The sequence below is a fragment of the Methylobacterium sp. A52T genome (assembly GCF_053346095.1).
Map to the genome: position 1 here is coordinate 1 of NZ_JBKFBI010000168.1, position 11,524 is coordinate 11,524.

Here is an 11,524-nt window from a genome sequence, read left to right on the forward strand (position 1 = left end):
GGTCGCGGCGGCGGCCGAGCAGGCGGCCACGAATGTCAGCACGGTGGCCGCCGCCGCCGAGGAGCTCGGCACGACCATTCACGAGATCGGCCGTCAGGTGCAGACGGCGGCCGGCTTCGCCGACACGGCCGTCGCGGAGGCCGGACGATCCGCGGACCTGATGCGCAGCCTGCGGGAGAGCGCGACGCGGATCGGCGACGTGGTCGGCCTCATCTCGGGCATCGCCGGCCAGACCAACCTGCTGGCCCTCAACGCCACGATCGAGGCGGCCCGCGCCGGCGCGGCGGGTCGCGGCTTCGCGGTGGTCGCGAGCGAGGTCAAGGAACTGGCCGAGCAGACGGCGAGAGCCACCGAGGAGGTCGCCCGGCAGGTCGGCGAGATTCAGTCCTGGACCGGGGACGCCTCCGACGCGATCACGCGGGTCGTCGGCCGCATCAACGAGATCAGCGCGGTGTCGAGCGGGATTGCCGCGGCGGTCGAGGAGCAGGGTTCGGCGACCCAGGAGATCGTCCGGAACGTCGGGCAGGCGGCACTCGGGACCGGAGCCGTCACCAACAACATCACGGCCGTGGCCCGCTCGGCGGAGGGGGCCGGGAGCGCCGCCGCGCAGGTGCTCGAGGCGGCGTCCGGGCTGCTGGGGCAGGCTCAGCAGCTCGACGCGGAAGTGGGCCGTTTCCTCGACACGGTCCGGACGGGTTGAGGCCGGCAGCCGGCGTTCCGATCCGCTGTCCGCCGAGCCTGCGTCGAAACGACCGTGGCGGCGCGTGAAACCGTGGCGGATCGGGCGCGTTGCCGCGCGGAAAATCGCGTGCCCGATCGCGCGACGAAGTCGCGAATAGGTCATGCCATGACGCTGCTGCGCCGCGAGGCCCTGATCCTGATCGGTGCCGGTCTCGCCGGCGGCGCCCGCGCCGCGGAGCAGCCGGCCGGGACCGCGCGGGCTACGGATTTCGTCTTCGAGACCCCGGAGGGCGCGCCGATGCCCCTCTCCGCCTACGCGGGGAAGCCGATCCTCGTGGTCAACACCGCGACAGCCTGCGGCTATGCCGGGCAGCTCACCGGGCTGCAGACGCTCTGGACGCGGTTCGGCGATCGCGGGCTCATCGTGCTGGGCGTCCCGTCGCCGGATTTCGGCAACCAGGAACCCCTGGACGGCCCGGCCATCGCGGAGGCGGCGCGGAGGAATCACGGCGTCACTTTCCCGCTCACGGCCAAGACCCGGGTGAAGATGCCGGGCGCCCACCCGTTCTACCGCTGGGCGGCGGCCGAGCGCCCCGCCGAGACGCCGCGCTGGAACTTCCACAAGTACCTGATCGCCCGCGACGGCGCCCTCGCGGCGGCCTTCGCCACGCAGGTCGAGCCGACCGACCCGCGGGTCATCTCGGGGATCGCCGCGACCCTCGACCAGGCCTGACCGCGAGGCCGGGCCGGCGGGCGGGATTAAACGCGCGGGCTCCGCGTTCACACATCATGGCATCGGACAAGAACAAGCGCCCGGACCTCCTCGACCTGCTGGTGCCCCTGCGGCGCTACGCGCGGTCGCTCACCCGCGACACGCTGCGGGCCGATGACCTCGTGCACGACACGCTGGTGCGGGCTCTGGAGATGCAGGGCTCGCTCCGGCCGAACACCAATCTGCGCACCTGGATGATGACGGTGCTGCACAACGCCTTCATCGACGAGCAGCGCCGCCGGCAGGTCGAGGCGCGGCACGCCGACACGCTGGTCCGGATGACCGAGGACATGGCGCCGCCGGCCCAGGAGGGTCAGGTGCGCCTCGCCCAGATCCGGCAGGCCTTCCTCAAGCTGCCGGAGGAGCAGCGCGCCGCGCTCCACCTCGTCACCCTGGAAGGCATGGCCTACGCCGACGCGGCGGCCGTTCTCGGCATCCCGATCGGCACGCTGATGTCCCGTCTCGGCCGCGGCCGGGCGGCCCTGCGGGCCTTCGAGGAGGGGACGCGGACCGACCGCGGCTCCGACGAGGCGGAGCCCGCCAAGACACCCGAGACGCGGCGCGGAGCGCCCTCCACCCTCCGGCTCGTCGTGTCCGACGAGCCGCGGGAAAGGTCCGCCTGGCCTCTGCGACGCGCCGTCGGAGAGAGCTGAGCACGGAGCTGATGAAGGACCGGCACCCGCGGGCGCCGGTGCCGACTGACGATTGCGACCGGCGGATCGCCTCCGGGCACGCTGGATTCGAGGACTTCACGATGATCGATCCGATCACAGACGACGATCTCATCGCCTTCGTCGACGGCCAGATCGACCCGATGCGCCGTCTCGACGTCGAGGCGCACCTCGCGGCCAATCCCGAGGCCGCGGCCCGGGTGATGGCCGAGATGCACGATCGCGACGCCCTGCGGGCCTGCTTCGAGCGCGTTCCTGGGCCCGGGCCGGACCGGAACATGGTCCTGGCGCGCCGCTTCGACCGGAACCTGCGCTGGCGCCGCGTCGCCTCGCGCCTGAAGCGGGCCGCCGCGATCGCGGTGCTCGTGGGCGCGGGCTGGCTGGCCCACGACGAGATCGGCCGCTTCGGCGTTCCCGACACCCTGGCGGCGACCCCCGATCCGGCCCTGATCGCCGACGCGCGGCAGGCCCGGGTCGTGGCGCAGCTCCGCAAGAGCATCGGTGGCCAGGCCGACGATCCGGTCTACGACCGGGCGCGCCTCCGCTCGGCGACCGGCATCGACCTGCCGGCCCTGCCCGACGGCTGGCGGGTGCGCGACATCCAGGTCTTCCCCGCCCGGCACGGCACCGGGATCGAGGTCGCCCTCGAGACTGAGCGCTTCGGCGAGGCGTCGCTGTTCGCCACCCGCGGCATCCGCGGCGGACCGACGACGCTCATCACCGGTTCGGACGACGGCGACGTCGTCTCGTGGAACGCGGGCGACACCGCCTACGCCCTGAGCGGACCGCGCAGCGACGCGGACCTGCGTCAGGCGGCGAGCCTCCTCGGCGCCGGTCCGGCGACCCGCTGAGCGCCGAGCCGGACTCCCGCACGAGGCCTCGACAGGGCGCCCCGGCGGGTGCCAAAGATCGGCCATGCAGGCCGCGGATCCAGCACGGGACCCAGCACGGGACGATGACGGGCTCGCAGCCCTGTTCGAGGCGGCGCGCGCGGTGCGCGCGCACGCGCACGCGCCCTATTCCCGCTTCCCCGTCGGGGCCGCGCTGCGCGACGAGCGCGGCGCGATCCACGCCGGCTGCAACGTCGAGAACGCCGCCTACCCGGTCGGGACCTGCGCGGAGGCCGGGGCGATCGCCGCCATGGTGGCGGCCGGCGGCCGGCGCATCGCGGCGATCCTGGTCTGCGGCGACGGCAACGGCCCGGTGACGCCCTGCGGCGCCTGCCGCCAGCGCATCCGCGAGTTCGCCGGGCCGGACACCCCGATCCACGCCGCCGGTCCGGGTGGGGTCGCCCGCACCTTCACGCTGGCGGAGCTGCTGCCGGAATCCTTCGGCCCGGAGACGCTCGGTGAGTGAGGCGGCCGCCCGCGACGCCCTGCGCGCCGCCGGCTTCGCGGGTCCCTACGCCTGCGCGGTGGTGACCGGCACCGGCCTCGGCGGGATCGCGGCGGCCCTCACGGACGCGAGCACCGTCGACTACGCGGCGATCCCGGGCTTTCCGGGGCCCGGCGTCAGCGGCCACGGCGGCCGGCTGCATCGCGGCCGACTCGCCGGGCGACCGGTCCTGATCTTCGAGGGGCGGGCCCACGCCTACGAGCGCGGTGACCCGGCGGCGATGCGGGTGCCGCTCGCCTGCGCCCGTCACCTCGGCGCCCGCCGCCTGCTCCTCACCAACGCCTCCGGATCGCTGCGGCCCGCGACCGGGCCCGGCAGCCTCGTGCTGCTCGCCGACCACATCAACCTCTCCGGCCTGAACCCGCTGATCGGCGAGGCCAGCGACGCCCGGTTCGTGCCGATGACCGAGGCCTACGACCCGGACCTGCGGGCGCGGCTCCGCGCGGCGGCCGAGGCCTGCGGTTTGCCCCTGGGGGAGGGGGTCTACGCGTGGTTCTCGGGCCCGAGCTTCGAGACGCCCGCGGAGGTGCGGATGGCCGGCATCCTGGGCGCCGACCTCGTGGGCATGTCCACCGTGCCGGAGGTGATCCTCGCCCGGTTCCTCGACCTGCCGGTGGCGGCGGTCTCGGTGGTGACGAACCTCGCGGCCGGCATCGCCGGCGGCGCGCCGCACCACGCCGAGACGAAGGACGTCGCGGCCCGGGCCGCGGAGGATCTCGGCCGCCTGGTCCGGGCGTTCGTGGCCGGCCTGCCCGACGGAGAGACAGCCGATGACTGACCCCGAAGCCGGCGCGGTCGCCCGCCGGGCCCTGCCGCTCCTCGACCTCACCGATCTCGGCGAGACCTGCACCGAGACCCGGATCGACGTCCTCTGCCGGGACGCGAAGCGCGGCGGCGTCGCGGCGATCTGCGTCTGGCCGCGCTTCGTCGCGCAGGGCGCGCGGGCGCTCGCGGGCACCGGGATCCGGATCGCCACGGTCATCAACTTCCCCGCGGGCGGCGAGGACTGCGCCCGCGCCACCGACGACACCGCCGAGGCCCTGCGCGACGGCGCCGACGAGATCGACCTCGTCCTGCCCTACGGCGCGCTGCTGCGGGGGGAGGCGGCGGTCGCCCGCGACATGGTCGAGGCCGTGCGCGACACCTGCGGGTCCGCGACCCTGAAGGTGATCCTGGAGACGGGCGCGCTCGCGGAGCCGGAGCGGATCCGGGAGGCCGGCCGGATCGCCCTGGAGGCGGGCGCCGACTTCCTGAAGACCTCCACGGGCAAGAGTCCGGTCTCGGCGACCCCGGAGGCCGCCGAGGCGATGCTGGCCGAGATCCGCGGCGGCAGCCGCCCCGCGGGCCTGAAGGTCTCCGGCGGCCTGCGCAGCGTCGCCGACGCCGCCACCTACCTCGACCTCGCCGACCGGCTGATGGGCCCCGGCTGGGTGAGCCCGAGAACCTTCCGGCTGGGGGCGAGCAGCCTGTTCGAGACCCTCATGCGGGCGCGGACGCTGTGAGCGTGCGGCTGTCCCAGGAGAGGCTGCCTCAGGAGACGATCCGGGCCAAGCGCGACGGCCAGCCCCTCGATCCGGACGAGATCGGGGCCTTCATCCGCGGCCTCACCGACGGCACGGTCGGGGAGGGGCAGGCGGCGGCCTTCGCCATGGCGGTGTTCTTCCGCGGCCTGTCGCTGCCGGAGCGGGTGGCGCTCACCCGCGCGATGGCGGAATCCGGCCGGATCCTCGCCTGGGACCTGCCCGGGCCAATCCTCGACAAGCACTCCACCGGCGGCATCGGCGACGCGGTGAGCCTGCCGCTCGCCCCGATGGTCGCGGCCTGCGGCGGCTACGTGCCGATGATCTCGGGGCGCGGCCTCGGCCATACCGGCGGGACGCTGGACAAGCTCGGCAGCATCCCGGGCTACGACGCCACGCCCGGGCTCGACGCGTTCCGCCGGGTCGTCGCGGAGGTCGGCTGCGCCATCATCGGCCAGACCGCCGAACTCGCGCCCGCGGACCGGCGCCTCTACGCCATCCGCGACGTCACCGGCACGGTCGAGTCCCGCGACCTGATCACCGCCTCGATCCTGTCGAAGAAGCTCGCCGCCGGGCTCGACGGGCTCGTGATGGACGTGAAGCAGGGCTCCGGGGCCTTCATGGCGGGCGTGCCCGAGGCGCGGGCGCTGGCCCAGAGCATCGTCACGGTGGCGGAGGGGGCCGGCCTGCACACCGCCGCGCTGATCACCGACATGGACGCGCCGCTCGCCAGCGCCGCCGGCAACGCCGTCGAGGTCGCCTACGCGCTCGACTACCTGACGGGCGCGCGCCGCGAGCCGCGCTTCCACGCGGTCACGGTGGCGCTGGGCGCGGAGATGCTGGTCGTCGGCGGCCTGGCGCCGGACCGCGACAGCGCCGCGGAGCGGCTGGAGCAGGCCCTCGCCTCGGGCCGGGCGGCCGAGGGCTTCGGCCGCATGGTCGCGGCGCTCGGCGGGCCGGGCGATCTCCTGGAGCGGCCGGCGGCGCACCTGCCGGCCGCGCCGGTGCGCCGGGCGGTCCGTCAGGACGGGACCGTCGCGGGGATCGCGACGCGGGCCCTGGGCCTGGCGGTGATCGGGCTGGGCGGCGGCCGCACGCGACCGGAGGATCCGGTCGACCCGCGCGTCGGCTTCACGGATCTCGCCGGTCCCGGATCGTCCGGTGGCCTGCTCGGGGTCGTCCACGCGGCCGACGAGGCCGCCGCGGACCGGGCGGAGGCCGCGCTGCGGGCGGCCTACCGGATGGGCGACGCGCCGCCGGAGCGGCCGCCCGTCCTCGAGCGGGTGGGCGCCGGCTAGCGGCCGCGCCCGGCCATCACGGAGCCGTGGCCGGGCGCGGCGGGCTCAGAGCCCTTACCAGCGGCCGTAGCCGTGGCGATGGCCCCAGCCGCCGTGGTGGTGGTGACGCGGGCCGAAGCCGCGGTGTCCCCAGCCGTGATGGTGGCCCCGGCCCCAGCCGTGGTGGTGATGGCGCGGGCCGTAGCCGCGGTGACCCCAGCCGCCGTGGCGGTGCCCGTAGCCGTAGCCGTACTGGACGGTCTGGAGGTCGCCGGCTTCCGCCCGCAGGCCGGCGTCGCGGCCGAGGGGCGCGGCCATGGCCGGCGCCGCGAAGGCGAGTCCGCCGAAGGCCAGGGCGGCGGCCAAGCGGGTTCGTGCGGTCTTGGTGAACATCGGCGTTCTCCTGATCCACGCCGGTCGCCCTGTGGCGTCCGGCCGTGTCCCAGGTCTGCGCCTTTCCAGTTGACGCGAACGTGACCTGTTCGCTCAGCCCGTGTTCAGGTCAGGGCCGGCGGTAGACCCAGACCCTCGCCGGCGGCAGGTTCAGCCAGACCCGGTTGGAGCGGTCGGCGGTATAGCTGCCGGCCTCGCAGCGCGCCGGGATCGGCGGAACGACCGCGTAGGTGAACTGCACGAAGGGCGCGCCCGGCCGCATCAGGTCGTGGGCGGTGTTGAGCAGGTCGAGCCGCTGCTCCAGCGGCTTGGTGAACAGCGGCAGGCTCGAGATCGTCGCGGCGGCGGGCTCCGTCAGCACGTCCTGGAGGCTCGCGCGCATGTTGTAGGCGTCGCCCTGGATGACCCGCACGCCCGGGAAGCGATGGGTCAGGAGGCGGCAGAAATCGGGGTTGAACTCCACGAGGATCAGCCGCTCCGGCGCGACGCCGCGCCGGATCAGCGCCTCGGTCACCGGGCCGGTGCCGGGGCCCAGCTCGACCACCGGCCCTTCGAGGCGCGGGTCGACGTAGGCCGCCATGGTCCGGGCGAGCATCTTGCCCGAGGGCGTCACGGCCCCCGTGACCAGGGGGCGCTCCAGCCAGGACCGCAGGAACCGGGCCTCGTCCTCGAGGGGGTCGCGCCGCGGCCCGAAAATCGCGCTCCTGCCCGCAGGAGCCTTCGCGTTGGGACGGCGGAGCGGCGGCAAGTCCTGGATTCCTTGATGCCGGATGAGAATGAATGGCTAGGGACGGCGCTGTCTTACAGTCAAGCCGGCGCCGCGCCTAGGGGATGCAAGCCACGCCGGCCGCTTGCATAACGGGTCTTCCCGGGATTCGGATCCGGCCTCACGGCCGGACCGCGCCCCCGAAGAAGTCCCGCACCTTCGAGAAGAAGCCCGCGGACTCCGGATGGTTCTCCGGGGAGGCCGACTGGTCGAACTCCTGGAGCAGCTCGCGCTGGCGCTTGGTCAGGTTCTGCGGGGTCTCGACGAAGACCTGGATGTAGAGGTCGCCGACCTCCCGCGAACGCAGCACCGGCATGCCCTTGCCCTTGATGCGGAACTGCTTGGCGGTCTGCGTCCCCGCGGGGATGCGCACCTGCGTCTGCGAGCCGTCGATCACCGGCACCGTGATCTCGCCCGAGAGCGCGGCCGTCACCATCGAGATCGGCACCCGGCAGAACAGGTCGGCGCCGTCGCGCTGGAAGAACTCGTGCTGCTTGATCGACAGGAAGACGTATAGGTCGCCCGCCGGACCGCCGCGCAGCCCGCTCTCGCCCTCGCCGGCGAGCCGGATCCGCAGCCCGTCATCGACGCCCGCCGGCACGTTGATCGAGAGGGTGCGCTCGCGGTTGACGCGCCCGGCGCCCTGGCAGGCGGTGCAGGGATCGTCGACGATCTCGCCGCGGCCGTGGCAGTTGGGGCAGGTCCGCTCGATGGCGAAGAAGCCCTGCGCCGCCCGGACCCGTCCGTAGCCCGCGCAGGTCGGGCAGGTCCGCGGCTTCGAGCCGGGTTTCGCGCCGGACCCGTCGCAGACCTCGCAGGTGATCGAGGTCGGGATCTTGATGGTCTCGGCCTTGCCGGTGAAGGCCTCCTCCAGGGTGATCTCGAGGTTGTAGCGCAGGTCGGCCCCGCGCTCGCGGCCCGGCGTGCCGCCGCGTCCGCGGCCACCGCCGGCGGCCCCGCGGCCGTCGCCGAAGAAATTGTCGAAGATGTCCGACATGAAGTCGCCGAACTCGTTGCCGAATCCGGGACCGCCGGCCCCGCCCTGGCTGAAGGCCGCGTGGCCGAACCGGTCGTAGGCGGCGCGCTTCTGGCCGTCGGAGAGGCACTGATAGGCCTCGTTGATCTCCTTGAACTTGATCTCGGCGTCCTTGTCGCCGGGATTCCGGTCGGGATGATAGGTCATCGCGAGCTTGCGGAAGGCGACCTTCATCTCGCCCTCCGTGGCGGTCTTGGTGACCCCCAGGATCTCGTAATAGTCCCGCTTCGACATCCCGCCCTCAGGTGCCTTCCCGTCCCGTCCCGTACCCCGGGCCGCGACGCTTCTCTACCACCGCGCCGCCGTTCCGGGAGGCCGCTGACGAGCCCGGAAACCGGAGGCGCCGCCGACGCGGATCCGCGATCGGCCGGCGGCTCCCGGTTCCGGGCCCCGCAGGCCCGGCATGACGGAGCTTCTGAATACGCTTCTCACGCAAAGGCGGGGCCGGATCGCTCCGGCCCCGCGCGGTCGTATCAGATCCGCGCCTCAGGCGCGCTTCTTCTGGTCCTTCTCGTCGACCTCCTGGAAGTCGGCGTCGATGACGTCGTCCTTCTTCTCGGAGGCCGCCGCCTCGGCACCGGCATCCGGGCCGGCCGCCTGGTTGGCGGCGTACATGGCCTCGCCGAGCTTCATCGAGGCCTGCATCAGGTCCGTGGTGCGGGCCTTGATGGTCTCGACGTCGTCGCCCTCCAGCGCGGTCTTGAGCGCGGTCATCGCGGTCTCGATCGCGCCCTTGTCGGCGGCCGGGACCTTGTCGCCGTACTCGGTCACCGACTTCTCGGTGGCGTGGATCAGGCTCTCGCCCTGGTTCTTCACCTCGACGAGCTCGCGGCGCTTCTTGTCGGCCTCGGCGTTCGCCTCGGCGTCCTTCACCATCCGGTCGATGTCGGCGTCCGAGAGGCCGCCCGAGGCCTGGATGCGGATCTGGTGCTCCTTGTTGGTCGCCTTGTCCTTGGCCGTCACGTTGACGATGCCGTTGGCGTCGATGTCGAAGGTCACCTCGATCTGCGGCATGCCGCGGGGCGCCGGCGGGATGCCGACGAGGTCGAACTGGCCGAGCAGCTTGTTGTCGGCCGCCATCTCGCGCTCGCCCTGGAAGACTCGGATCGTGACCGCGTTCTGGTTGTCTTCCGCCGTCGAGAAGGTCTGGGACTTCTTGGTCGGGATCGTGGTGTTGCGGTCGATGAGCCGGGTGAACACGCCGCCCAGCGTCTCGATGCCCAGCGACAGCGGGGTCACGTCGAGGAGCAGCACGTCCTTGACGTCGCCCTGGAGCACGCCGGCCTGCACGGCGGCGCCGATGGCCACGACCTCGTCCGGGTTGACGCCCTTGTGGGGCTCCTTGCCGAAGAAGGCCTTCACCACCTCCTGGATCTTCGGCATGCGGATCATGCCGCCGACCAGCACCACCTCGTCGATCTCGGAGGCCGAGACGCCGGCATCCTTGAGCGCCTTGCGGCAGGGCTCGATCGTGCGCTGCACCAGATCGTCGACGAGCGACTCGAACTTCGCCCGGCTGAGCTTCAGCGCGAGGTGCTTCGGGCCGGTGTTGTCGGCGGTGATGTAGGGCAGGTTGATCTCGGTCTGGGTGGCCGAGGACAGCTCGATCTTGGCCTTCTCGGCGGCCTCCTTGAGGCGCTGGAGGGCGAGCTTGTCCTTGGTCAGGTCGATGCCCTGCTCCTTCTTGAACTCGGCCGTCAGGTACTCGACGATGCGGTTGTCGAAGTCCTCGCCGCCCAGGAAGGTGTCGCCGTTCGTCGACTTCACCTCGAACACGCCGTCGCCGATCTCCAGGATCGAGACGTCGAAGGTGCCGCCGCCGAGGTCGTAGACCGCGATCGTGCCGGACTTCTTCTTGTCGAGGCCGTAGGCGAGCGCCGCCGCGGTCGGCTCGTTGATGATGCGCAGCACCTCGAGGCCCGCGATCTTGCCGGCGTCCTTGGTGGCCTGACGCTGGGCGTCGTTGAAGTAGGCCGGGACCGTGATGACCGCCTGCGTGACCGGCTGGCCGAGATGCGACTCGGCGGTCTCCTTCATCTTCTGCAGCGTGAAGGCGGAGATCTGCGAGGGCGAGTACTTCTTGCCGTCCGCCTCGACCCAGGCGTCGCCGTTGTCGCCGCGGGCGATCTTGTAGGGCACGAGGCCCTTGTCCTTCTGAGTCATCGGGTCGTCGTAGGTCCGGCCGATGAGCCGCTTGATGGCGAAGAACGTGCGCTCGGGGTTCGTGACCGCCTGGCGCTTGGCCGGCTGGCCGACGAGCCGCTCGCCGTCGTCCGTGAAGGCGACGATGGACGGCGTGGTGCGCGCGCCTTCCGAATTCTCGATGACCTTGGGCTGCGTGCCTTCCATCACGGCCACGCAGGAATTGGTGGTGCCCAGGTCGATGCCGATAACTTTACCCATGGTGGGATCCCTCTTTGTGTCGCGTTCAAGCAGACCGCCGAGCCCCGAAGCAGCTCGGCCCATGGCGGTGTCGGGGGTGATGTGAGTATGGGACCCGGGCCGGATCAAGGGCCGTGAACGGCTGAAACCCAGCGCGCAATCCCGCGTCGAGGGCGATATAAGAAGCCCGTTCCGGGCCCGCAAGGCGAAGCCTGCGCGGCGGGATCGGCCCCGCAGATCCGCGCCATCCCCTTGTCATTCCGGCAGGATCTCGCCGCGCGGCCGGCGCCGGTTCGGTGGCGTGGCTGCATTTTGTTGCTCCGCTGCCACGTCCGCGCCATCGACGGCGTGTTAACGTTTCGACAAGGGGTTGCGCGTGGCCCCGCCACTTCGTCTCCCCGTCGTAGAGTCCGATGCGCCCGACCCGCAGCCTCCTGCTCCCGATCCTGGCGGTCGCCGTCGCGGCGCCCGGGATGCTCGCCGCGCCCCCCGCGCGGGCCCAGAACTTCTTCGAGCGCCTGTTCGGCATCAAGCCGGAGCGGCCGCCGGTGCCGCCGCGCGGCCTGCCGGAGCCGGCGCCCGTCCCGGGGGCCCCGGGCGAGCCGGGCCCGCCCGCGGCGGCTCCCGAGGC

Annotated in this window: 12 protein-coding genes and 1 pseudogene; 9 read left to right on the forward strand and 4 right to left on the reverse strand. The window is 72.9% G+C overall.

The window, feature by feature from the left end:
* From ACLBYE_RS26915 to deoA, 8 genes are all read left to right on the forward strand, one after another.
* Positions 1 to 700 (forward strand): methyl-accepting chemotaxis protein (locus ACLBYE_RS26915; protein WP_447696512.1); only part of this gene is annotated, 700 nt, incomplete at its 5' end.
* Between the two features lie 147 nt (positions 701 to 847).
* On the forward strand, positions 848 to 1,414 hold the full coding sequence (locus ACLBYE_RS26920; RefSeq protein WP_447696513.1) for a glutathione peroxidase: 567 nt from the start codon (positions 848 to 850) through the stop codon (positions 1,412 to 1,414).
* 56 nt (positions 1,415 to 1,470) lie between these two features.
* The gene (locus ACLBYE_RS26925; protein ID WP_447696514.1) at positions 1,471 to 2,106 is read left to right on the forward strand and encodes a sigma-70 family RNA polymerase sigma factor; all 636 of its coding nucleotides are present in this window, start codon (positions 1,471 to 1,473) and stop codon (positions 2,104 to 2,106) included.
* Between the two features lie 101 nt (positions 2,107 to 2,207).
* The gene (locus ACLBYE_RS26930) at positions 2,208 to 2,975 is read left to right on the forward strand and encodes an anti-sigma factor (RefSeq protein WP_026605029.1); all 768 of its coding nucleotides are present in this window, start codon (positions 2,208 to 2,210) and stop codon (positions 2,973 to 2,975) included.
* A 64-nt stretch (positions 2,976 to 3,039) separates the two neighbouring features.
* Complete coding sequence (locus tag ACLBYE_RS26935) at positions 3,040 to 3,480, forward strand: cytidine deaminase (RefSeq protein WP_447696515.1); 441 nt, start codon at positions 3,040 to 3,042, stop codon at positions 3,478 to 3,480.
* Positions 3,473 to 4,297: a purine-nucleoside phosphorylase gene (locus ACLBYE_RS26940; protein WP_447696516.1), complete on the forward strand. Its 825-nt coding sequence runs from the start codon at positions 3,473 to 3,475 to the stop codon at positions 4,295 to 4,297. The genes ACLBYE_RS26935 and ACLBYE_RS26940 overlap by 8 nt, the downstream gene beginning before the upstream one ends.
* The gene (deoC, locus tag ACLBYE_RS26945) at positions 4,290 to 5,021 is read left to right on the forward strand and encodes a deoxyribose-phosphate aldolase (RefSeq protein ID WP_447696517.1); all 732 of its coding nucleotides are present in this window, start codon (positions 4,290 to 4,292) and stop codon (positions 5,019 to 5,021) included. The genes ACLBYE_RS26940 and deoC overlap by 8 nt, the downstream gene beginning before the upstream one ends.
* A 2-nt stretch (positions 5,022 to 5,023) precedes the next feature.
* Positions 5,024 to 6,337, forward strand: coding sequence for a thymidine phosphorylase (deoA, locus tag ACLBYE_RS26950; protein WP_447696518.1), 1,314 nt, complete (start codon positions 5,024 to 5,026; stop codon positions 6,335 to 6,337).
* A gap of 54 nt (positions 6,338 to 6,391) precedes the next feature.
* Here the strand turns inward: deoA and ACLBYE_RS26955 are convergent, their stop codons facing one another.
* The 4 genes from ACLBYE_RS26955 to dnaK all read right to left on the reverse strand — a co-directional run bounded on the left by ACLBYE_RS26955 (position 6,392) and on the right by dnaK (position 10,914).
* Positions 6,392 to 6,709 (reverse strand): hypothetical protein, encoded by a 318-nt coding sequence (locus ACLBYE_RS26955; protein ID WP_447696519.1) that lies wholly within the window; start codon positions 6,707 to 6,709, stop codon positions 6,392 to 6,394.
* Between the two features lie 109 nt (positions 6,710 to 6,818).
* A complete protein-coding gene (locus ACLBYE_RS26960; protein WP_020093830.1) occupies positions 6,819 to 7,457 on the reverse strand; it encodes a class I SAM-dependent methyltransferase in 639 nt (212 codons plus the stop codon).
* 139 nt (positions 7,458 to 7,596) lie between these two features.
* A complete protein-coding gene (gene dnaJ / locus ACLBYE_RS26965) occupies positions 7,597 to 8,745 on the reverse strand; it encodes a molecular chaperone DnaJ (RefSeq protein WP_020093829.1) in 1,149 nt (382 codons plus the stop codon).
* Positions 8,746 to 8,997: 252 nt separating this feature from the next.
* A complete protein-coding gene (dnaK, locus tag ACLBYE_RS26970) occupies positions 8,998 to 10,914 on the reverse strand; it encodes a molecular chaperone DnaK (RefSeq protein WP_056523672.1) in 1,917 nt (638 codons plus the stop codon).
* Between the two features lie 392 nt (positions 10,915 to 11,306).
* Here dnaK and ACLBYE_RS26975 point away from each other — a divergent pair.
* A pseudogene (locus ACLBYE_RS26975) lies at positions 11,307 to 11,524 on the forward strand (hypothetical protein); the annotation flags it as partial.

Coding starts and splice junctions, on each gene's coding strand:
- ACLBYE_RS26920 (WP_447696513.1), top strand. CDS start 848: ATGACGCTGCTGCGCCGCGAGGCCCTGATCCTGATCGGTGCCGGTCTC.
- ACLBYE_RS26955 (WP_447696519.1), bottom strand. CDS start 6,709: ATGTTCACCAAGACCGCACGAACCCGCTTGGCCGCCGCCCTGGCCTTC.
- dnaK (WP_056523672.1), bottom strand. CDS start 10,914: ATGGGTAAAGTTATCGGCATCGACCTGGGCACCACCAATTCCTGCGTG.
- ACLBYE_RS26930 (WP_026605029.1), top strand. CDS start 2,208: ATGATCGATCCGATCACAGACGACGATCTCATCGCCTTCGTCGACGGC.
- dnaJ (WP_020093829.1), bottom strand. CDS start 8,745: ATGTCGAAGCGGGACTATTACGAGATCCTGGGGGTCACCAAGACCGCC.
- ACLBYE_RS26925 (WP_447696514.1), top strand. CDS start 1,471: ATGGCATCGGACAAGAACAAGCGCCCGGACCTCCTCGACCTGCTGGTG.
- ACLBYE_RS26935 (WP_447696515.1), top strand. CDS start 3,040: ATGCAGGCCGCGGATCCAGCACGGGACCCAGCACGGGACGATGACGGG.
- deoC (WP_447696517.1), top strand. CDS start 4,290: ATGACTGACCCCGAAGCCGGCGCGGTCGCCCGCCGGGCCCTGCCGCTC.